Raw genomic sequence first — 20,599 nt, 5'->3', positions numbered from 1 at the left:
TCATCATATCGTTGGCATTCATGCTCAAAATCCTATACTATTTCCACCGTCAACTGGGAGAACGGTTCCTGTAACAAATTTGGCCTCATCCGAAGCGAGGAAATAAACTGCATCGGCTATATCCTCTGGCATTCCCATTTTCCCCATTGGGGTTCTTGAGAACACTTTTTCTTTACGGGGTGGGTCGGAGTCGAGTGCCTTGGCCGTCATTTTGGTTTTTATGAAACCAGGCGCAATACAGTTGGTCCTAATGTTATATTGGGCCAAATCCACCGCCATGGCGCGGGTCATCCCCTCAATGGCCGTTTTACTGGCTGAATAGGCGATCACTTTGGGCATACCGTACTGGGCCGCCATGGAACTGATGTTCACAATGCTACCCCCTCCGGTCTCCTTCATTTTTTTGACCACTTCCCGGCTAATGGCAAATACACTGAACACATTGGTTTTGATGATTTGCTCGAATTCGGCATCGGTTACTTCGATAAATTCTTTCTTTAGATTGATTCCGGCATTGTTCACCAAAACATCAATATGCCCTTCTTTTTTAAAAATATCCTCGACCATTCCGGGAATGCCTTCAAGGTGGGTCAAATCAAAAATCACCGGGACGGCATTTTCTCCTAGTTGTTTACAAGCTTCTTCTGTCCGGTCCTTTGTCCTGCCAATGATGTAAGTTTTTATTCCGTTATCGCAAAACTTCTTTGCGGTTGCCAAACCCAATCCCGAATTACCTCCGGTTACTATGGCTACTTTTTTGTCCATTAATGTGTTTATAAGATTAATTCCATCTTGGCCGGATACCCGGTGCGTATGGAAATTTCAATGATTTATAATATTCCAATGTGTGTTCTGGGGCCTCCATTTCCTTAGGAAAATCCATGTTTGAGAAGGTCTGGAAGTAAAGCATGCAAGCATCTTTCCACCATATGGCCTCTTTTAGCTGTATCTCCAATAGCATGGAAACCTGATGATGACGCAAATCATCAACGTGGGGTTCCATGGCCTTCCAGGTCTTGATCATATCACGAACCTGATCTACGCCTTCTTGATATTTCAACCCCAAACCATCCCAAAGGGTCCTTCCATTTTTTAAGGTATAGTCCCATGGCAAATGATGAAACCACAACAAGTATTCTTCAGGGCAGGTTTCCAGATGTGTGAACATTTCTTCCACTTCCGGGGCATATTGCGACAGTGCATCACTGCCTGTTTTTGTTCTATCGAATCCTACCCCCTCGCTGTCTGCTTTGTGGTAATACACCGGATTCCATTCTGGCCTTGAAAGATTGCCCACCCATGGTCCGGGACCGTAATGGTGCCCCGTATCAAAAATATGGTGCAATCCAAGCGGGTTCATGTAATTGACAACGGCCTCCCTGGATTCTATCATCATCTTTTTAACGGGATCCACAAACTTTTCATCATTGGTAAAGGTGACACGGAGCCATTCATCGGCAATAGCTTCGGAATCCATGTAAGGATCCCAGGCCAATCGTCCAAACCCATACCAATCTGCCTGGCCAAAAGGATGTCCCGTCCAATTGATGTCTGTACCCACATTGGATACTCCGGCCATACCGGAAAGCTTTTTATTGTCCAAAGAACCATCTATCACCTTGGCCACCAATGACCCCTTTCCCTTTCTATAGGTATCCGACTTCAACACTTCTTCATAGAGTTTGGGCAAGAATGCCAAATGGGTGGCAAACCCCAAGTACTCCTTAGTAATCTGAAATTCCATCATCAGAGGGGTATTGGGCATGGCCCCGAACATGGGATGAAAAGGCTCTCTGGGCTGAAAGTCAATGGCTCCATTTTTAACCTGTAGCAACACATTGTCCTTAAATTTACCGTCTTCTGGAATGAATTCAGAATAAGCCTGTTTTGCCCTATCCGTAGGGTCATGCTCCGAATAGACAAAAGCACGCCAGATGACCAATCCTCCATGGGGCTCCAAGGCATCGGCAAGAAGGTTTGCCCCATCCAAATGGCTCCTGCCGTAGTTCTGTGGCCCAGGCTGCCCTTCGGAATTGGCCTTTACCAAAAACCCGCCAAAATCTGGAATCACGGTGTAAATTTCCTTGGTTTTATCTTTCCACCACTGGATCACATCTGGATCAAGGGGGTCGGCGGTCTCCAATCCTCCAATCTCAATCGGTGCTGAGAAACGTGCCGTTAAATAAACTTTTATGCCATACGGCCGAAAAACTTCGGCCAAGGCTTTTACCTTTTCCAGATAGTGCGGTGTCAATATCAGTGCATTGGCATTCACATTGGTCAGGACTGTTCCGTTGATGCCCACCGAAGCATTTGCGCGGGCATAATCTATATACCTTTGGTCAATGTAACCGGGCAAGGTGTGCCAATTCCATATGGAAAACCCGGCGTAACCGCGTTCAACGGTCCGATCCATATTGTCCCAATGGTTCAACACCCTAATATCCACTTTGGGTATTTCCGTAATATCGATGTTCGCTAGAGAAGTGTGCATCTTCAACAATCTTAGAAAATGGAAGCTCCCATAAAGGAGACCAACATCTTCTTTTGAAGACACCACAACATAGGATTTGCCATCCATTTGCACGGTTTTGATGATATACCCTTCTTTGGTAAGGCCCTCTACTTTAACAATGTTCCTAAAATCTTGGGGCAGGTCATCGTATGTTGAAACTATCAATTGGTTGCCTGTTCCATTATTATAGTTTTCAAAAACCACTTTGGTGTCCAACAATCCTTCAAGCCCCATCTGCAATTCTTTTTTTATGGCCAGATGGGTGCCACTGGTTCCTACCAAAGAAACTGCTTGAATATTGGAGCGATATTCTTTTAATACGTCCTCATCGGTAATCTTGTTGTAATTTAGCCAGAGTTCGTATCCGTTTGACATTGAAAAGGATGTAACGGAAACAAACAGGAAAATGCCAAAAAAATATGTTATTTTCAACTTTGTGGAGTGTTTCATAGTTTAGGATTTGACAAAAAAAAATCGATTAATTGGTAAATCAATCAATTGCACCGAGTAAAATAAGTAAAAAATTCATAGATTAACAAAATGTTTAACGCAATCGATTGCAAAAATCGATATTTTTACGAAATTTAAAGCAATTTTATAAAAACCATACGTATCAAAATCAAACCATGAAGTTTTTCAAATCAATATTCAAGCATACAACCGATTTGACTTCAAGACTTTCCCTGGAAGAAAAGATAGACCCCACAAGGCACAACGCTACCGCTACCAAAATTGGGCACCATTGGTTTCCTCCTTGCAACTGGTGGAACAAGATACTGCCTCAGTTTTTCCAGAGACTTTTGGACTGGGGACCACAAAAAAGAGCACTGGGACCATTGATTAACTTATAAAAAAGAGAAAACATAGCATGCAGAAATTTATCCATGAGGACTTTTTGTTGGAAACAGATTATGCCAGAACGCTTTATCATGATTATGCAAAAAACCAGCCTATAATTGACTATCATTCCCATCTCCCACCCAATGAACTTGCCGAGGACAAAAAGTTTGAAAACATTACCCAGCTTTGGATAGAGGGCGATCACTATAAATGGAGGGCCATGCGTGCCTTGGGCATCCCCGAAAAGTTTATTACGGGGAAGGCCACCGATGAAGAAAAGTTCCACAAATGGGCACAAACCGTACCCTACACGCTGCGAAATCCTTTGTACCATTGGACCCACCTGGAGCTAAGTCGGTACTTTGGGATAGATGCGCCTTTAACTCCCGAAACGGCTGGAGAAATATACGAGCAATGCAATTCTGAATTGAAAAAACCCACCTTCTCGTCACGTAGTCTGGTCAATAGAATGAATGTTGAGGTGGTATGCACTACCGATGACCCGTTGGACGATCTCTCCCATCACACGACAATGGCAGGGTCTGATTGTCCACTGACGATGCTTCCCACATTTCGGCCAGATGGACTGATCGATATTGAAAAGGTAGATTTTGCGGATTATTTGTCCACCCTTTCAAAAATGACCGGCATTACCGTTACAGATTTTGAATCATTGCGCGAGGCCGCTAAAAAAAGGGTTGACTATTTTCATGAAAAAGGGTGCCGCCTCTCAGATCACGGGCTCGTTCACGCCTATGGTTTTGACTATACGGAAAAGGAAATCAACCAAATCCTTTCCAAAAGGTTTGAAGAAAAATCAATTTCGCAAAAAGAAATCAGACAGTACAAATCTGCCATTCTTCATCTGTTGGGGCAATTGTATGCTGAAAAAAACTGGGTGATGCAGCTTCATCTGGGGCCCATTAGGGATACCAACAAGGCCATTCTGACAAAAATTGGCATCAATGCCGGGGTTGACAGTATTGGCGATTATCCACAGGCAGAACAATTGGCCCGATTTTTAAATCGATTGAACAACAGTGGCAGTCTCCCTAAGACCATCCTCTATAATTCAAACCCAGCGGACAATGAAGTATTTGCCACCATGGCCGGGAATTTTACTGGAGACAATATAAAAAGTAAGGTCCAATTTGGGGCCGCTTGGTGGTTTCTGGACCAAAAAGATGGCATAAAAGACCAGCTGGATGTTGTTTCCAATATGGGACTATTGAGTTGTTCCGTGGGGATGCTCACGGATAGCCGAAGCTTTTTATCCTTTCCTAGACATGAGTATTACAGAAGGGTACTCTGCAACATTTTGGGCAATGACATTAAAGCCGGGCTAATACCCAACGACATGAAATGGATAGGAAAAATTGTGCAGGACATTACCTATAACAATGCCAAGGAATTTTTTCAGTTCCCAAGTTTTGTGGAAAACCTTACCTTAAAAAAATAAGCCATTAATTATACTTTTATTTATGATAGGCATGAAATCAAAGTTGGTTGCTAAAGAGTTTTTTTCAAAAAAAAAAGCTCTATGAACTTCCGGATAGTTATCATTTTTTCTTTCCTGCTGCTGCTTTCCTGTCAACCCGATAAAAGAGCGGCAAACACCATAAAATTGGCCCATGGTCTTGGCGTTACGCACCCTGTTCATGAGGCTATGGTCTATATGGCCGATCTAGTGGCCAAAAAATCGGAAGGAAAATTAAAACTGGCGATTTATCCGAGTGGCCAGCTAGGTTCGGAACAGCAATGCTTGGAGCTCCTTCAAATAGGCAGTCTGGGGATGACCAAGGTTTCTGGGGCGGTGATGGAAAACTTCTCACCTGACCTTAGGGTGCTGGGTTATCCATATTTGTTTCGTGATGATGAACACCGGTTCAAGGTATATGATGGCCCCATTGGAAAGAAGCTTCTTTCGGGCTCCGAAAAATATTGGTTGAAGGGATTGACCTATTTCGATGCCGGAAATCGTTCATTTTACACCAAAAACACACCCATTGATGCACCTGAAGACTTGGAAGGGTTAAAGATTCGGGTCATGCAAAGCCCTACTGCCATAGAAATGGTCAAACAATTTGGAGGCTCCCCTACCCCGATCTCATGGGGAGAACTGTACACTTCCCTCCAACAAGGGGTTGTGGATGGCGCAGAGAACAACTTGCCCAGTTTTTATACCTCAAAACACTATGAAGTCTGCAAGTACTTATCCATGGATGAGCATACCTCTGTCCCGGACATACTGGTGGTCAGCACCATTATTTGGGATAAATTGAACGAATCAGAGAAAAAATGGATAACAGAAGCCGCTACAGAAGCTACCGAATTTCAGCATAAACTTTGGAAAAAAGCGGAACAAGAGGCTTTGGATGAAGTAAAAAAAGCGGGAGTGGAGGTTTCTTACCCCGATAAATCCCTTTTTGAAGAAAAATCCGAATCCATGTTTGAAGCACTAAAAGAAAAAGATGAGCACTTATATGAACTCACAAAACAAATTAAGAGCGTAAAATGATGAAAAGTCGCATAGACCTTTTTTTGGAATGGACTCTCTCCATTTTATTGGGCATCATGGTCTTGGATGTGTTCTGGGGGGTCATTACACGCTATATTCTGGACAGCCAGAGTTCTTGGACCGATGAATTGGCGCGATATCTCCTGATTTGGTTGAGTATTCTGGGTGCTGCCTATGCATCGGGCAAAAAATTGCACATTGCCATTGATCTATTGCCACAATACTTAAACGAACGCAACCAAAAAATCCTGGACATTGTTATTACCTCTGTTGTGCTCCTGTTTGCAATCACAGTCTTTTTAATTGGAGGGCTCCGCTATGTCTATATCTCTTTTGAGCTGGGGCAAACATCCCCGGCACTGAAACTGCCCATTGGCTTTGTATATATAGTTATGCCCATATCAGGTCTCTTTATCTGCTATTATAAACTTTTGGACCTTGTGGTCATCATCAAAAACTTGAAAAATGGAAATTAGCATTCTGATACTGAGCTTTCTTGTATTGATTTCCATTAGGGTTCCAGTGGCATGGAGCTTGGGAATCTCATCCTTGCTGACCCTGTTGGTGAGTGTGGATACCTTTCCGGCACTTACCACCATTGCACAGCGTGTTGTAACCGGTTTGGACAGTTTTTCAATCCTTGCCATCCCGTTCTTTATTCTAGCGGGACATATCATGAACAAAGGGGGTATCGCCGAACGGTTGATTGATTTTGCCAAAGCTCTGGTGGGGTCTCTTCCCGGCGGATTGGCCCATGTGAACATTGTTGCCGCCATGCTGTTTGGTGCCATTGCCGGGTCAGCTGGTGCAGCTGCAGCTGCAATCGGTGGTTTTATGTCTGACAAAATGGAAGAATCTGGCTATGACAAGGGTTTTGGGGTGGCCGTGAATGTTACTTCCGCCACAACAGGATTGGTTATTCCGCCAAGTAATGTGTTTATCATCTACTCCGTGGCGAGTGGAGGGGTGAGCATAGGTGCTTTGTTCTTGGCTGGCTATCTGCCCGGCATCCTTACAGGTCTTTTATTGATGGTAGTGGCCTACATCTGGGCCAAACGAAAAGGATACCCCACCGCAGACAGGAGTTCCCTTAGAAAAGTGTTCAGCACATTTGTGAAAGCTCTACCAAGTCTATTTTTATTGGTAGTTGTGATAGGAGGCATAGTTGCCGGAATTTTTACGGCTACCGAGGCGTCTTCTGTGGCCGTTATCTATTGCTTGGTGTTGGCTGCCCTGTACAAAGAGGTTTCTTTTAAAAATATTCGGTCTATTTTGGTGGAATCATCATCAACCATAGCCATTGTGATGTTGTTGATTGCCATGTCCATGGCGATGTCGTGGGTGCTCTCCTACGAAAACATCCCCCAGGTGGTTACCGAGGCGTTGTTGGGCTTGAGCGATAACAAAATCATGGTGCTCATTATCATCAATATTATTTTGCTCATTGTGGGCATTTTTATGGATATGACCCCGGCCGTACTCATCTTTACACCTATCTTTTTACCCGTTACCACGGCATTGGGCATTGATCCCGTGCATTTTGGAATCATCATGGTGTTGAATCTTTGCATTGGTCTATGTACACCTCCTGTTGGGTCAGTACTTTTTATAGGGGTTGGTGTGGCCAAAACTAGTATTCAAAAGGTGATACGCCCCCTTCTGCCCTTATTTTTGGCTATGATCCTTGGCCTGGTATTGGTGAGTGTTTTCCCAGAATTGAGTCTCTGGCTACCGCGATTGTTTGGGTTCTAGTACAGGTGTCTTTTTTAAGGAGGACTCCCTCACTATGATTTCCGTTCCCAAAACCGTTATTTCAGACAGGTCGTTGTCATAATTTTGAACAGAGTGGTCTAGAATGCGTCTTGCAGAGATAGTGCCCATTTTATTGGCCGGGTGTGATACGGTGGAAAGTGAGGGCTGCACAATTGAAGCTATTGGGTCATCATTGAACCCTATCACGGCAAGATCTTGGGGAACACTTACTCCCATTTTCTTTGCACACATAATGGCACTCACCGCAGCGGTATCATTTGAAGAAAATATACCGTCTGGCGGGTTGGGCATTTTTAGAAGTTTTTTGGTGGCCTTGTTCCCTTCCTCAAAACTCAATGTCTTAAAATGGATGATAAGGTCTTCCTCTATGGGCAGTCCATATTCCCGAAGGGCATCCAAATATCCCTTTTTCCGCTCTTCATAAATATTCCTATGCTGCGCCCCGGCAAAATGTGCTATTCTAGTGCATCCTTGCTCTATTAAATGCTTGGTTGCCGAATACCCCGCTGTGTAATTGTCAATTACAACCTTATAAGAATTGAAATTATCCGGGACCCTGTCCACAAAAACAATGGGTATGCCCTTGTCTATGAATTTTTGGAAGTGTCCCATATCCACGGTTTCCATGGACAAGGATACGATCAGACCCGTAATCCTACTATCATATAAGGCATTGGTATTGCTGATCTCATTTTCATATTTATCATTGGATTGACTGATCAAGACATTATAGCCTGCTTTTCTGGCCGTTTCCTCTATCCCACTGATCAGGGACGCTTGAAAAGGCCTGCTTATGTGGGAAATAAGTATGCCAATGGTGTTGCTTCTATTGTTTCTGAGGCCCGCAGCCAAATTATTGGGCCGATATCCCATTTCCACAGCTGCCTCCTTGATCAACTTTATGGTTTTCTTACTGATACTCTTGTGGTTGTTCAAAGCTCTTGAAATAGTCGAGGGAGAGTAGTTCAATTCTTTGGCGAGATCATAAATGGTAACCTCCTTTTTAATCTTCATCTGTCAAAATCGCTTAGGTTATTCAAGTCAAAGAACAAAAAAGACTTGAATTTCAAGGTACTAATTTAACTTTTAGTTTCCTTTTAGAATAATTTTTTTCCTTTAGTTCGCTCTCCACTATTACTAACAGAAAAAAAAGATTTGTTAAAAAACGACATTTTACATCAAAATAATTGGAGAAATAAATTTATGCAATCGATTTCGATACCTATATTTGAAAAATTGTATCAAAAAATTATTCAATATTGATTTATGCACTGGATAGGTTTCGATATTGGCAGCTCATCTATTAAAGCAGCCCTTATAAATACAGCTGATGGCAGCGTATTGGACATTGCCCAATATCCAAAAAAAGAAATGCCCATTATATCAATCAACCTGGGCTGGGGAGAACAGGATCCCGAGCTGTGGTGGAAACATTTATGTGCGGCCACCCACGAGTTGATTTCCAAGAATACTATTTCCAAGAACGATATCAAAGGTATTGGAATATCATACCAAATGCACGGATTGGTCACCGTTGACAAAAATCTTCAACCGTTACGGCCTTCCATCATATGGTGCGATAGCCGTGCCGTTGACATAGGCGAGCAGTTGTTCCAAGCATCCGGCACAGAAAAATGTGTGGAGCGTTTGTTGAATTCCCCCGGGAATTTTACGCTCTCCAAATTAAAATGGGTCAAAGACAATGAGCCGGACACTTATAAAAAAATCCACAAGTTTATGTTGCCTGGCGACTACATCGCCCTGAAACTTTCTGGATCATGTGTAACATCTCCTTCAGGACTTTCCGAAGGAATTATGTGGGACTTTAAGGAAAATGATGTCGCATCATGGCTTTTGGAAGATGCCGGAATTAACCCTTCCCTCATCCCCGAGATACGGCCTTCTTTTTCTGAACAAGGGGTGGTCAGCAAACAAGGTGCGCTGGAATCTGGATTGCCTGAGGGAATTCCGATCATGTACCGTGCCGGGGACCAACCCAACAATGCTTTGGCACTGAATGTTATGGAACCCGGGGAAATAGCCGCTACCGGAGGCACTTCTGGTGTGGTCTATGCCATCTCGGGCCAAAAGAATACCCAAGAGCATACACGGATCAATAGCTTTGCCCATGTAAACCATGACCAAGAAAACATCAGGATCGGCAAATTGCTGTGCATCAATGGCACAGGAATTCAATATAGCTGGGTTCGGAACGAGTTGACCAATGCGCTTTCCTACAATAGTATGAACGAACAGGCCGAAACGGTGCCCATTGGTTCAGAGGAACTTTATATCTTGCCTTTTGGTAACGGTGCGGAACGCATGTTGAACAACAGCAACAAAGGATCTAGGATGTTGAACCTCAACTTCAATGTGCACAAAGCACCCCATATTTTTAGGGCTGCATTGGAGGGCATCGCCTTTTCTTTTGTGTACGGTATGGAAATCCTAAAAAATGACGGGGTTGATATTGCCTCCATTAAAGCTGGAAATGATAACTTGTTCAGGGCGGGAATCTTCTCCAGGACCATCGCTACGCTGACCAATAGCCGTATCGATATCGTAGAGACCACAGGGGCTGTTGGTGCTGCAAGGGCAGCGGCTTTTGCTTTTGGAGATTTTAAAAGCATTGGAGAGGCCACGGCAACCGATGCCGTTCAGTTGAGCTATCAGCCAGATGACCCAGCGGAAAAGTACCGCGAAGCTTACGATAAATGGAAAAAACAACTAGAGGAATATATTGACAATTGAATAACTAAAACTATGATTACGAAAGGAGACAAAGAGTATTTTAAAGGTATAGGGAAAATCTCTTTTGAGGGAAAGAAATCGGACAATCCCTTAGCATTTAAATATTACGATGAGAACAAAGTGGTCGGTGGAAAGACCATGAAGGAACATTTTAAATTCGCCATTGCCTATTGGCATACGTTCACAGGAGTGGGGGGCGACCCATTTGGGGCACCGACACAGGATTTTCCATGGCTCACCAGCACTGACCCCATTCAACAGGCCAAGGACAAAATGGATGCCGCTTTTGAGTTCATCACCAAAATTGGTGCGCCTTACTATTGTTTTCATGATTTTGACTTGATTGACGAGGGCAACACTTTGGCAGAATCAGAAAAAAGATTGCAAATCATTACCGATTATGCCCAAGAGAAAATGGCGGCATCTGGAGTAAAACTCCTTTGGGGTACCGCCAACTGCTTCAGCAACCCAAGATATATGAACGGTGCTGCGACCAATCCAGATTTTGATGTGGTCGCCTTTGCCGGGGCACAAGTGAAAAACGCACTGGATGCCACCATTAAATTGGGCGGTGAAAATTATGTTTTCTGGGGAGGCCGTGAAGGCTACATGTCCCTTTTGAATACCGACATGGGTCGCGAACAGGACCACATGGCCCGATTCCTTCACATGGCCAAGGACTATGCCCGCAAACAAGGTTTCAAGGGAACCTTCTTTATTGAGCCCAAGCCTATGGAGCCCACAAAACACCAGTACGACTTTGATTCGGCCACTGTTTTGGGCTTTTTGAGCAAATATGACCTTTTGGATGATTTTAAATTGAACATTGAGGTGAACCACGCTACCTTGGCGCAACACACTTTTGAGCATGAGCTCCAGGTAGCCGCGGACAACAACTTGTTGGGAAGCATTGATGCCAACCGTGGGGATTACCAAAACGGATGGGACACCGATCAATTTCCTGTTGATGTGTACGAACTTGCCCAAGCCATGCTCGTCATTCTTCAAGCTGGAGGTTTGCAAGGTGGTGGAGTTAACTTTGATGCCAAAATCCGAAGAAACTCTACAGACCTTGAGGATATCTTCCATGCCCATATTGGAGGAATGGATGCATTTGCAAGAGGTTTATTGGCCGCAAATGACATATTGGAAAATTCCAATTATATTAGTATGCGTAAAGAGCGATATAGTTCATTCGATTCTGGTACCGGAAAAGCGTTTGAAAATGGCAAGCTGACTTTGGAAGACCTTCATGGTCATGCATCGGCAAACCAAGACATTAAAAAGCACAGTGGTAAGCAGGAACTGTTTGAGAACATTATCAATCAGTACATCTAAACAACAATAACTAAGCAAACTAACTAACAATTATGGAATCAGTTTTAGAAAGGCCGGACTGGATTGTCCTGGGCATCTATTTTTTGGCCCTGATCGGTGTGGCCGTGTGGGTGGTTTCCCAAAAGAACAAAGATACCGAGGACTACTTTTTAGCTGGCCGAAACGTGGGATGGTTCGTAATCGGAGCCTCTATTTTTGCCTCGAACATTGGTTCGGAGCACGTGGTGGGGCTTGCCGGTACGGGATTTGAATCGGGTACGCCCATGGCCCATTACGAACTTCATGCATGGATCGTATTATTGCTCGGTTGGTTATTCCTGCCGTTCTATATTCGAAGTGGAGCATTCACCATGCCCGAGTTTCTCGAAAAACGATTCGATAGTCGCTCTCGTTGGTTTCTTTCTATTTTCTCATTGGTCGCTTATGTTTTGACCAAGGTTTCGGTGACCATTTACGCCGGAGGTATTGTAGTTTCTGAACTATTGGGCATTCCGTTTTGGTACGGAGCCATTGGCGTAGTGATCTTTACTGGAATTTATACCATTATTGGAGGGATGAAGGCTGTGATCTACACCGAGACCCTACAGACCATCATCCTCATTTTAGGTTCATTGATCATTACTTATCTGGGTCTTAAAGAAGTAGGTGGATGGGGACAACTCCATGAAACCGTGACCTCCGTGAGTCCAGATCATTTTAACATGTGGCGTCCCATGAGTGACCCGGATTTTCCATGGACAGGTTTATTGTTCGGGGGAACCATTGTGGGGATTTGGTATTGGTGTACCGATCAATATATTGTGCAGCGAACCCTTGCAGCCAACAACATTAAAATTGGTAGACGGGGAGCCATTTTTGGAGCCTATCTTAAATTGATGCCCATTTTAATTTTCTTGATTCCCGGTATCATTGCTTTTGCATTGACCATACAAAACCCAGAAGTTTTTGCTGTGGAACGTGCGGATAGGGCTTTTCCAATGTTGGTAAAGACCCTTCTCCCAGTTGGATTGAAAGGTTTGGTAGCCGGTGGTCTTATGGCCGCTTTGATGAGTTCATTGGCATCGGTGTTCAATTCATGTTCCACTATTTTCACCATCGATATCTATAAAAAGCTGCGCCCAGAAAAAACGGAGCGCCAATTATTGACCATTGGTAAGGTAGCTACCGGAATGATTGTGGTATTGGGTATCATTTGGATTCCCATTATGGATAAAATTGGAGGCGGTGTCATGTACCAATACCTTCAGAACGTTCAATCCTATATTGCCCCTCCGGTGACCACCGTGTTCCTTTTGGGGATTATATGGAAAAGGGTCAACTCAAAAGCGGCCATTACCACGCTTATGGCTGGTTTGGTGTTGCTGATACTGCGTTTGGGGTCAGAAATCTATTATCAACCACAAATTGCATCTGGTGAAGCTGTATCTGGTTTCATGTTTGCTTTTGCCACGGTGAATTTTGCACACATGGCCATTTTTATGTTCCTATTTTCCGTAGCATTGTGTATTGCGGTGACCTTGGCCACTGCGCCACCAAATTATGCGTTGATCAAGGGACTGTCCTTCGGCACACTGTCTCCTGAAGACCGTATAGATACCAAAGGAAGTTACAGCACCATAGATGTTGTACTTTCCGTATTGCTGGTTGTCATTGTGATAGCGATTCTGTCTTACTTTACAGGCTAGTACTGGCCAGGAAGAAAGAACAAACCATATATCAATAAAAAAGCCCAGAGACAAGCTGGGCTTTTTTAGTATTCTATGAATTAGCTTCTCATTTTTCAAAATCTATTACTTTGTAATAGGCCTTTTTGGGCTGAAGTTTCCCATCAAACAAAAGGGGATAGTTTTTTCTTCCACGGACGGGAAAATTATCCAGCCACGAATAGCGGTCCGAGATATTCCAAAAAGTCACCCCGGTAAGCGTATCGCCAAAGTCCCTAAAAACCCTGAACAGCATCTCGTATTGTTCAATCTGCTTTTGTTCTTGTTCTGGTTTAAAGGCATCGTCCTCATCCTTGGGCAGCGGGTCTCTCCTGCTATGCTCTTTTTCATACACCGAAACGTCCAGTTCGGTTATCTGGACCTCAACCCCCAAAGAGGCGTACTTTTCTATAGCATCCCGCAATTCTTGCTCAGAAGGCTCATAAATGGAAAAATGCCCCTGAATCCCAATTCCATGGACAGGCACTCCAGCATCTTGCACCATTTTCACCAGCTTATAGATCTTGTCCCTCTTTATGGGGTGCACGGCACTATAGTCATTATAATACAGTTTTAGGTCAGGGTCTGCTTCGTGGGCGTATTCAAATGCTTTGATAACAAAGTCCTCACCACATATTTGGTACCACTCAGAATCCCTTAAAAACTCATCTTCTTTATCCGAAATGGCCTCATTGACCACATCCCATGCATAAATCTTGCCTTTATACCGCTTTACCACAGTGGTAATATGGTCTTTGAGGCGTTGTAGCAGTACCTCCTTGCTCACCTGTCCGCCATTTTCATCTTTGAATATCCAATCACCAGCTTGGTTGTGCCAACACAATGCATGGCCGCGTAATTTCATATTATGCTTCACCGCAAAGTCTGCCACTTGATCTGCATACTCCCAATTGTATCGATCTTCTTCGGGATGAATGGGCCCCATTTTCATAACGTTCTCAGGGGTCATGCTGTTGAAATGTTTCAAGATCAGTTCCGCACTTTCACCCTGAAGGGCCCTGGGCGATACCGCCACTCCCACGGGAAAATGGTCCTTATAATAATCCTTAAGGCCTTTTTCAGAAGGCTCCTCTTGGGAATAACCCATAAAAACTGTGGCTGCCAAAAAAAGGAGTGTCAGTGTAAAATAGGTTGTACCCGTACTGTTTGATTTTGTTTTCATTCGTTAAAATTTATGTGCAGTTAGCTGATTATCACTATTTTTTTGAAAGATAGTCAAAAGTTAAAACAATCGATTGCATAATGGAGCGGCTTCATCATAAAGACATAAGTTACCATTACCCCAAAACACTTTTCAGAAAATGATCTTTGTAAGCTCGTCCAAGTGGTATTTTTGAGCCATCAACAAGATATACCAGGTTTCCAGAAATACGGTCTATTTTTTTGGTGTTCACGATATGCGATTTGTGCACTTGGAAAAATTGGGGCGGTCCCAAAATATCCACCCAATGGCGCAAAGGTTCATTGGAAAGTACTTTTCTTTTGTCTGTGCGGATTTCTGTGTAGTCAGAATCCGAAGAGATGGCCAGAATATCATTGACGGAGACCTTGATATGCTCATGGCTGGACTTAACATAGATCTCATTGACTTGGTTCGTTGAATTGGCTTCGGCCTGTTCCTGTTTCATGCTGGCCTTGTTCACAGCCTGTAAAAAGCGTTGAAAAGAGAACGGTTTCAACAAATAATCCACCACATTAAGATTGTACCCTTCCAAGGCATATTCAGAAAATGCAGTGGTGAGGATTACATCGGGGGCCTCCGGTATACTTTTTAAAAACTCGATACCATTTATTTTGGGCAAATGGATGTCCAGGAACATCAAGTCCACAGCTTCTGAGTTTAAAAACTCCATGGCCTGGAGCCCATCAGAAAAAACACCCACTAATTCAAGGTGGTTGATGTCCTCAATGAATTTTTGAAGAATACGTTGGGCTGGTGGTTGGTCCTCAACAATAATGCATCTCATATTCCTTTATGCTTTTTCGAGTTCAAGCCTCAGGTATACAATATAACTTTTATTCTCTTCACTTATATCCAATTGGTGTTTATGGGGGTATAAGAGCTGTAACCTTTTTTGTACGTTCTGAAGTCCTATCCCTTTGGCAATGGTATCCAAACTGGGGACCGCCTCAAAATTGTTCTTACAGTGAAATTCCAAGACAGAGTCGGTCATTTTTACGGAAATATCTATTTCAATGTTGGAGGATTGCCCAGACTGGCTATGCTTAAAAGCATTCTCAATGAACACAATCAAGATAAGGGGGGCAATTTTATAACCGGGCTTTATATTTACCGTTTCAAAATTTACATGGCCCCTGTTCTCAATCTGAAGTTTATACAAGCGGATAAAGTTCCCCAACTGTTCTATTTCTTTTTTTAAGGGAACAAATTGTTCTTTTGATTCATACAGCATGTACCGAAGCACGCCACTCATCTCCAAAATGATCTCTGGGGTCTTGGGCGAATTCTGGAGCGCATACGAATACAAGTTGTTCAAATTATTGAACAAAAAATGTGGATTGATCTGCGAGCGCAAAAACTGCAGTTCACTTTCTTGAATGGTGGTTTGGAGCTCATCGATCTCGGCTTGTTTCTGCAGGGCATCCCAACCAAACTTACATCCCGAAAGAATGGTCATTACGGGCAAAACACCCAAGAGGGCTACATATACACCGGGAAAAGAATCGGCCCGCCTTGTATTGGGGAACATGAGGGGTTCAAGTAACAGTTCCTCCAACATAATTACTGCTGTGACCACCAAAAAGAAGGCAACAAAGAATTGCCAATATTTCTTTTTGTAAAGGTATTTTGGCATTAAAAAGTAGGTCACAATGACTGTGGCAATACTGTAATACAAAAGAAATATGGCCCTGTCCACATTAATGGCCTCCCTGTTTTTGTCAAAAGAGAAAAACAACAGCACAATAATGTGAAGTACAATTTGAAAAAGAAGTTCTTTTCTAGAAATCAATTCGTTCCAATTAAATCAAGATTCAAAACTATGCATAAAAACTATCTGAAAGAAAACTGTTTCGCCAACAACAAAGTTAAGCCCATGAACAACATTTTCAGCATAGTTTTCTCCAAACCAGTTGATTAGGGGACAACCTAAGTCGTTCACAGAAAATTGTTTAAAGTTCAGCCCAATTTTACCAAATTGATGCTCTTCTTTCATACGAAGATGAAGGTTTTAATTAAATATTTACTTTAACACTTGAAACGAATTAAACAATCACTAACACTTAAATTTAAACACATTATGAAAAGAATAACATTGACTTTGGCATTATTGCTCGGTTTGGCGGTCTCCGCACAGTCCACATGGAAATCTGACCCAGCCCACTCCAAAGTAGGCTTTGGGATTACCCATTTAATGATTTCTGAAGTTGAAGGTCATTTTGGAGAGTTTGACATCACCGCAACCGCAACCGACACCTTTGAAGATGCCGAATTCACCGTTGACATTAAAACAACCAGCATAGACACCGATAATTCCAGAAGGGACGACCACTTGAGAAGCGATGATTTTTTTGCCGCCGAAAAACATCCTGCCATCACCTTTAAAAGCACTGGCTATGAGAAAACCGGGGACAAGACCTTTAAGCTTACAGGTGATCTTACCATGCACGGAACCACCAAGCCTGTTACATTGGATGGAAAGGTGAACGGCATCATAACCGATCAGCGAAGCCAAAAATTAAAGGCCGGTCTTAAAATTACCGGTACAGTCAACAGATTGGAGTTTGGCGTGGGTGGCGAAACCCCTACTTTGGGTGATGAAGTGGCCATTACCATCAACCTTGAAATGGCACAACAATAAAAACAGAACATAAAAAATAACGGAAAGAAAGGGCCAAATCGCTCCAAAAGGTTTTGGTCCTTCTTCTTTTAATGAAACTATTTTTGACCTCAAAGCAGTAAAATCATGGGAAGAAAATCAGAAAATATGTTCCGGGAAATCCACCGTTACCTGGGATTCTTTTTGGCCGGTATTATGGCCGTTTATGCCATAAGCGGCATTGTGCTCACATTTAGGAACACCGATTACATGAAAAGCGAAGTGCAGATGCAGGCCGCCTTGGAACCCAACCTTCAGGAAGAGGCCTTGGGTGCAGCTTTGCGCAAGCGGGGATTTAAGGTTGATAAAACCGAAGGGGACCTCATGTATTTTAATGGAGGAACCTATAACATGAAAACCGGGGAAGCCACTTACACCGAAAAACGTCTGCCCAAGATTTTGGACAATATGAACAAATTGCACAAAATGCACTCCGGCCATCCTTTGTTCTGGCTTGGCATTTTCTTTGGAGTTGCGCTTTTGTTCTTTGCGGTATCGGCCTTTTTTATGTTCCGTCCCAAGGCCCCCATCTATAAAAATGGGCTGTATTTTGCCGGAGCCGGTTTCTTGTTGACCGTGATTCTGTTATTTGTTTAAACTCTAAAATTTTAACCAAAACTTCTAAGGCAATGCACAGGTATACCTATGTTTTACATTAACCCTTGCATTTTTATTGGGAGTATCGATGGTAAATTCCAATTGAAGGATCTCTGCTTCCATCTCAAGAATTCCATGGGACAAGGGTCTGGGCAGGAACAGCGACTTACTCTGGTAATGGCTGGTTTAAGCGGGTGTGGGAAACCACAAGGAAAAATGGAAGACAAGATGATCCATGACCTCCATCTGGGCCAATGCCATGGACCTGTGTTCATAAATGCGGATTCTACTGTTCTGCCTTAAGGTCTTGTTCAACAATTTCTGGTTGTGGTAGGTTAGAATTTCCAGATGGGCAAAGGTGATTTCAAGAATTCCAGAAGACTTTTGGTCCAAAAACCGTTTAATCTCCCCCAAAACATGCATATTGGCCATAACAAGCACAATTTAGTTAAGGGTTATGCAGGATTTGCAAGGAGCAATATAACTCAAATTTATTAAATTAACACATATATGTGGTTAATAATCTTCCATCCATGATGCAAATTGTGGTCATGCGAAGAAAATACACCCAAGAAGAAGTAGATTTCTTGAAGAAGTTTGGATTGCGTATAAGGGATTTAAGGGAAAAAGCCGGGCTATCTCAATCGGCTTTGGAAACGGATTCCAAAATGTCCAAAAATCAAGTTGGAAGAATAGAGCGCGGAGAAATAAATACTTCCCTAATAAATTTAAACCTAATGGCCCAGGCCCTGGGAGTCAGCATCAAAGACTTTTTTGATTTTTAACAATCAACGTTTCCTGTTTAAAAGGTCTTGAATATTTAAAATTGAGCTAATATTTCCCTAAATAGGAAAAAACTAGGCAAAAAATACTATCTTGTTGGAAGATGGAGTCTATTACACGCTTCGTCGGAAAAGTCTCCCCCTCCGTAAAAGTTCTTTTGTAAACTAAAAATCCAACGATTTTGAAATCAATCACATTTACGAGTATTTTTCTACTCTTCGTCACATTTTCCCACGGTCAAAAGACCATCCACGGAAAAATCACCAATGGGGGAAATCCTTTGCAGAGCGTTCATGTCTCCAATCTTTCCACTGGGGATCGCACCACTTCCAACGCAGAAGGCATGTATAAGATCATGGCATCGCCCAAAGAGGAACTCAGGTTCACCTATATGGGGATGGACACCCTTTCGGTTATCGTAGAGGACGTCACCAAAATCCTCAACATACAAATGAAAATGAAAGTGGAGGAACTGGAAGAGGTCACGGTTTCCAAAAAAGTGCTGAAAGGCCAAAAAGAACTGGAGTTGGAATACGATTCCAACCCAAACATAATCAAATCTGCCTATGGGTATTTGAATAAGGAGACTGCCAATTACTCGCTTCGCATCTTGGGAGAAGAAGAGGTAGGTTCGGCACCACAATTGGACTTTTTACTGACGGGAAGGTTTGCTGGAATTTCTGCTAAATGTAACCCGTATACTGATGAACTTGAAGTTTCAATGAGATATGGCGGAGGTGTTGTTTTTGATGTGGATGGGGTGATATTGGACAGAATAGCTTGTAGTACGATATTTGGCAATATTCGAAGAATAGCATTTATTTCATCAATTGCTGGGTTGACACGTTATGGTTTTGGCGTAAGGGGCGTTGTCGTTATCAATACCAAGACAGGCACCGTTACACCAAAAGAAGCCGATGGAAAACCCTATGACCACGCAAAGTTGAGAAACAACTATCTCACCGAAGATGTGGTGGATGCCGATGGTGGGGGGGCGTCCCTGCCCAGTTATGTAAAGGAACTCAAGGAAAGTGAGTCCACGGAAGCTGCCCGGGCCGTATTTGAAAAAAATCAGGCCAAATATGCCAACCATGCCTTCTTTTATCTGGATTCGTACCGGTATTTCTACGAGAATGAAAAAGACAAAGCCTTTGCGGATGCCATCTATGACAACTACGTTGATTTAACAGACAACAATCCCGTACTATTAAAGGCCATGGCCTATGTGTTGGAAGCACAAGGCCAGCAGGAAAAGGCCCATTCCCTCTATAAAAAGGTGTACAAACTGCGGCCAGAATATGCCCAAAGTTTCATCGATATGGCCAACAGTTACCGGAATCTGGACAAGCCGGAATCCGCCGCTTCGCTCTACGCCAGACATTCCTATCTTTTGGATAAAGGTCTTTTGCCCAAAGACAGTCTGGAGCTTGCCGCGATCATGCAACGGGAGGTGGACAACCTGTTCGACCTCGATAACGGGTCATTGAAGATCAAGAAACGTAAAAAGGACTTCGATGAACGCAGCACCCGGTTGGTGTTTGATTGGAACGACTCCGAGGCAGAGTTCAACCTACAGTTCGTGAACCCCGAGAACCAATATTTTGAATGGAAGCACACCATGGAGAACATGCCGGACAGAATCCGCTCCGAAAAGGAACTGGGCTATGCCATGGCCGATTTCCTTTTGGACAATGAGCTGTTGGGCACTTGGAAAATCAATGCCACCTACCATGGCAATAAGCAAGTTACCCCTACCTACATCAAAGCTACCATTTATAGAAATTACGGCAGTAAATTGCAGAGCAAGGAGGTGAAGGTGTTCAAGCTGGGCATGAAAGGGGTGAACCAACACCTGTTTGATCTAAGAATTCCTTCGGAAGTGGTACAGAATTGAATTGTATTTAAATAAGATAAACTTGCC

The 20,599-nt window shown here is 43.2% G+C and carries 19 protein-coding genes; 11 read left to right on the top strand and 8 right to left on the bottom strand.

The window, feature by feature from the left end; all coding sequences use genetic code 11:
- Nucleotides 1–24: 24 nt before the first annotated feature.
- Both A7D14_RS03835 and A7D14_RS03830 read right to left on the bottom strand, forming a co-directional pair.
- On the bottom strand, nucleotides 25–765 hold the full coding sequence (locus A7D14_RS03835; protein ID WP_067030167.1) for an SDR family NAD(P)-dependent oxidoreductase: 741 nt from the start codon (nucleotides 763–765) through the stop codon (nucleotides 25–27).
- Nucleotides 766–781: 16 nt separating this feature from the next.
- Nucleotides 782–2,965 carry an alpha-glucuronidase family glycosyl hydrolase gene (locus A7D14_RS03830; protein ID WP_067030164.1) on the bottom strand — a complete coding sequence of 728 codons (2,184 nt, stop codon included), beginning with the start codon at nucleotides 2,963–2,965 and terminating at the stop codon, nucleotides 782–784.
- A 418-nt stretch (nucleotides 2,966–3,383) separates the two neighbouring features.
- Here A7D14_RS03830 and uxaC point away from each other — a divergent pair, with 418 nt between their 5' ends.
- The 4 genes from uxaC to A7D14_RS03810 all read left to right on the top strand — a co-directional run bounded on the left by uxaC (nucleotide 3,384) and on the right by A7D14_RS03810 (nucleotide 7,625).
- On the top strand, nucleotides 3,384–4,814 hold the full coding sequence (uxaC, locus tag A7D14_RS03825; RefSeq protein ID WP_067030161.1) for a glucuronate isomerase: 1,431 nt from the start codon (nucleotides 3,384–3,386) through the stop codon (nucleotides 4,812–4,814).
- 81 nt (nucleotides 4,815–4,895) lie between these two features.
- Nucleotides 4,896–5,873 (top strand): TRAP transporter substrate-binding protein, encoded by a 978-nt coding sequence (locus A7D14_RS03820; protein ID WP_067030160.1) that lies wholly within the window; start codon nucleotides 4,896–4,898, stop codon nucleotides 5,871–5,873.
- Entirely contained in the window at nucleotides 5,870–6,349 is a 480-nt protein-coding gene (locus tag A7D14_RS03815) for a TRAP transporter small permease (protein ID WP_083157960.1), read from the top strand. The genes A7D14_RS03820 and A7D14_RS03815 overlap by 4 nt, the downstream gene beginning before the upstream one ends.
- The gene (locus tag A7D14_RS03810; RefSeq protein WP_067030154.1) at nucleotides 6,339–7,625 is read left to right on the top strand and encodes a TRAP transporter large permease; all 1,287 of its coding nucleotides are present in this window, start codon (nucleotides 6,339–6,341) and stop codon (nucleotides 7,623–7,625) included. Before A7D14_RS03815 ends, A7D14_RS03810 begins: the two co-directional genes overlap by 11 nt.
- On the opposite strand, the gene A7D14_RS03805 is transcribed toward A7D14_RS03810, so the two are convergent.
- Complete coding sequence (locus A7D14_RS03805) at nucleotides 7,602–8,660, bottom strand: LacI family DNA-binding transcriptional regulator (RefSeq protein ID WP_067030151.1); 1,059 nt, start codon at nucleotides 8,658–8,660, stop codon at nucleotides 7,602–7,604. The two genes, A7D14_RS03810 and A7D14_RS03805, sit on opposite strands and share 24 nt — an antisense overlap.
- Before the next feature lie 252 nt (nucleotides 8,661–8,912).
- Here A7D14_RS03805 and A7D14_RS03800 point away from each other — a divergent pair, with 252 nt between their 5' ends.
- Genes A7D14_RS03800 through A7D14_RS03790 form a run of 3 tightly spaced genes read left to right on the top strand, consistent with a single transcriptional unit; the run spans nucleotide 8,913 to nucleotide 13,420 of the window.
- Nucleotides 8,913–10,397: a xylulokinase gene (locus tag A7D14_RS03800; protein WP_067030148.1), complete on the top strand. Its 1,485-nt coding sequence runs from the start codon at nucleotides 8,913–8,915 to the stop codon at nucleotides 10,395–10,397.
- Nucleotides 10,398–10,409: 12 nt separating this feature from the next.
- Nucleotides 10,410–11,735 carry a xylose isomerase gene (xylA, locus tag A7D14_RS03795; RefSeq protein ID WP_067030145.1) on the top strand — a complete coding sequence of 442 codons (1,326 nt, stop codon included), beginning with the start codon at nucleotides 10,410–10,412 and terminating at the stop codon, nucleotides 11,733–11,735.
- A gap of 32 nt (nucleotides 11,736–11,767) precedes the next feature.
- Nucleotides 11,768–13,420 (top strand): sodium:solute symporter, encoded by a 1,653-nt coding sequence (locus A7D14_RS03790; RefSeq protein ID WP_067030143.1) that lies wholly within the window; start codon nucleotides 11,768–11,770, stop codon nucleotides 13,418–13,420.
- Nucleotides 13,421–13,508: 88 nt separating this feature from the next.
- Here A7D14_RS03790 and A7D14_RS03785 read toward each other — a convergent pair whose 3' ends face one another.
- From A7D14_RS03785 to A7D14_RS03770, 4 genes are all read right to left on the bottom strand, one after another.
- The gene (locus A7D14_RS03785; RefSeq protein ID WP_083157959.1) at nucleotides 13,509–14,621 is read right to left on the bottom strand and encodes an endo-1,4-beta-xylanase; all 1,113 of its coding nucleotides are present in this window, start codon (nucleotides 14,619–14,621) and stop codon (nucleotides 13,509–13,511) included.
- 115 nt (nucleotides 14,622–14,736) lie between these two features.
- On the bottom strand, nucleotides 14,737–15,426 hold the full coding sequence (locus A7D14_RS03780; protein WP_067030140.1) for a LytR/AlgR family response regulator transcription factor: 690 nt from the start codon (nucleotides 15,424–15,426) through the stop codon (nucleotides 14,737–14,739).
- 6 nt (nucleotides 15,427–15,432) lie between these two features.
- A complete protein-coding gene (locus A7D14_RS03775) occupies nucleotides 15,433–16,431 on the bottom strand; it encodes a sensor histidine kinase (protein WP_067030137.1) in 999 nt (332 codons plus the stop codon).
- A 15-nt stretch (nucleotides 16,432–16,446) separates the two neighbouring features.
- On the bottom strand, nucleotides 16,447–16,635 hold the full coding sequence (locus A7D14_RS03770) for a hypothetical protein (protein WP_067030134.1): 189 nt from the start codon (nucleotides 16,633–16,635) through the stop codon (nucleotides 16,447–16,449).
- A gap of 84 nt (nucleotides 16,636–16,719) precedes the next feature.
- Between A7D14_RS03770 and A7D14_RS03765 the strand changes: the two genes are divergently transcribed.
- Nucleotides 16,720–17,280, top strand: a complete 561-nt coding sequence (locus A7D14_RS03765) for a YceI family protein (protein ID WP_067030131.1) — start codon at nucleotides 16,720–16,722, stop codon at nucleotides 17,278–17,280.
- A gap of 105 nt (nucleotides 17,281–17,385) precedes the next feature.
- Nucleotides 17,386–17,895 carry a PepSY-associated TM helix domain-containing protein gene (locus A7D14_RS03760; protein WP_067030128.1) on the top strand — a complete coding sequence of 170 codons (510 nt, stop codon included), beginning with the start codon at nucleotides 17,386–17,388 and terminating at the stop codon, nucleotides 17,893–17,895.
- A 186-nt stretch (nucleotides 17,896–18,081) separates the two neighbouring features.
- Here A7D14_RS03760 and A7D14_RS03755 read toward each other — a convergent pair whose 3' ends face one another.
- Complete coding sequence (locus A7D14_RS03755) at nucleotides 18,082–18,327, bottom strand: hypothetical protein (RefSeq protein ID WP_067030125.1); 246 nt, start codon at nucleotides 18,325–18,327, stop codon at nucleotides 18,082–18,084.
- Nucleotides 18,328–18,428: 101 nt separating this feature from the next.
- Here A7D14_RS03755 and A7D14_RS03750 point away from each other — a divergent pair, with 101 nt between their 5' ends.
- A complete protein-coding gene (locus A7D14_RS03750; protein WP_255307380.1) occupies nucleotides 18,429–18,680 on the top strand; it encodes a helix-turn-helix domain-containing protein in 252 nt (83 codons plus the stop codon).
- 179 nt (nucleotides 18,681–18,859) lie between these two features.
- A complete protein-coding gene (locus tag A7D14_RS03745; protein WP_067030121.1) occupies nucleotides 18,860–20,572 on the top strand; it encodes a carboxypeptidase-like regulatory domain-containing protein in 1,713 nt (570 codons plus the stop codon).
- Nucleotides 20,573–20,599: the final 27 nt, after the last annotated feature.

The organism is Allomuricauda sp. CP2A (assembly GCF_001683915.1).
GTDB lineage: Bacteria > Bacteroidota > Bacteroidia > Flavobacteriales > Flavobacteriaceae > Flagellimonas.
This window is presented reverse-complemented; position numbering and strand designations above follow the sequence as displayed.

Coding starts and splice junctions, on each gene's coding strand:
- A7D14_RS03770 (WP_067030134.1), bottom strand. CDS start 16,635: ATGAAAGAAGAGCATCAATTTGGTAAAATTGGGCTGAACTTTAAACAA.
- A7D14_RS03780 (WP_067030140.1), bottom strand. CDS start 15,426: ATGAGATGCATTATTGTTGAGGACCAACCACCAGCCCAACGTATTCTT.
- A7D14_RS03750 (WP_255307380.1), top strand. CDS start 18,429: ATGATGCAAATTGTGGTCATGCGAAGAAAATACACCCAAGAAGAAGTA.
- A7D14_RS03805 (WP_067030151.1), bottom strand. CDS start 8,660: ATGAAGATTAAAAAGGAGGTTACCATTTATGATCTCGCCAAAGAATTG.
- A7D14_RS03820 (WP_067030160.1), top strand. CDS start 4,896: ATGAACTTCCGGATAGTTATCATTTTTTCTTTCCTGCTGCTGCTTTCC.
- A7D14_RS03785 (WP_083157959.1), bottom strand. CDS start 14,621: ATGAAAACAAAATCAAACAGTACGGGTACAACCTATTTTACACTGACA.
- A7D14_RS03810 (WP_067030154.1), top strand. CDS start 6,339: ATGGAAATTAGCATTCTGATACTGAGCTTTCTTGTATTGATTTCCATT.
- A7D14_RS03835 (WP_067030167.1), bottom strand. CDS start 765: ATGGACAAAAAAGTAGCCATAGTAACCGGAGGTAATTCGGGATTGGGT.
- uxaC (WP_067030161.1), top strand. CDS start 3,384: ATGCAGAAATTTATCCATGAGGACTTTTTGTTGGAAACAGATTATGCC.
- A7D14_RS03800 (WP_067030148.1), top strand. CDS start 8,913: ATGCACTGGATAGGTTTCGATATTGGCAGCTCATCTATTAAAGCAGCC.
- xylA (WP_067030145.1), top strand. CDS start 10,410: ATGATTACGAAAGGAGACAAAGAGTATTTTAAAGGTATAGGGAAAATC.
- A7D14_RS03830 (WP_067030164.1), bottom strand. CDS start 2,965: ATGAAACACTCCACAAAGTTGAAAATAACATATTTTTTTGGCATTTTC.
- A7D14_RS03760 (WP_067030128.1), top strand. CDS start 17,386: ATGGGAAGAAAATCAGAAAATATGTTCCGGGAAATCCACCGTTACCTG.
- A7D14_RS03790 (WP_067030143.1), top strand. CDS start 11,768: ATGGAATCAGTTTTAGAAAGGCCGGACTGGATTGTCCTGGGCATCTAT.
- A7D14_RS03815 (WP_083157960.1), top strand. CDS start 5,870: ATGATGAAAAGTCGCATAGACCTTTTTTTGGAATGGACTCTCTCCATT.
- A7D14_RS03765 (WP_067030131.1), top strand. CDS start 16,720: ATGAAAAGAATAACATTGACTTTGGCATTATTGCTCGGTTTGGCGGTC.
- A7D14_RS03755 (WP_067030125.1), bottom strand. CDS start 18,327: ATGGCCAATATGCATGTTTTGGGGGAGATTAAACGGTTTTTGGACCAA.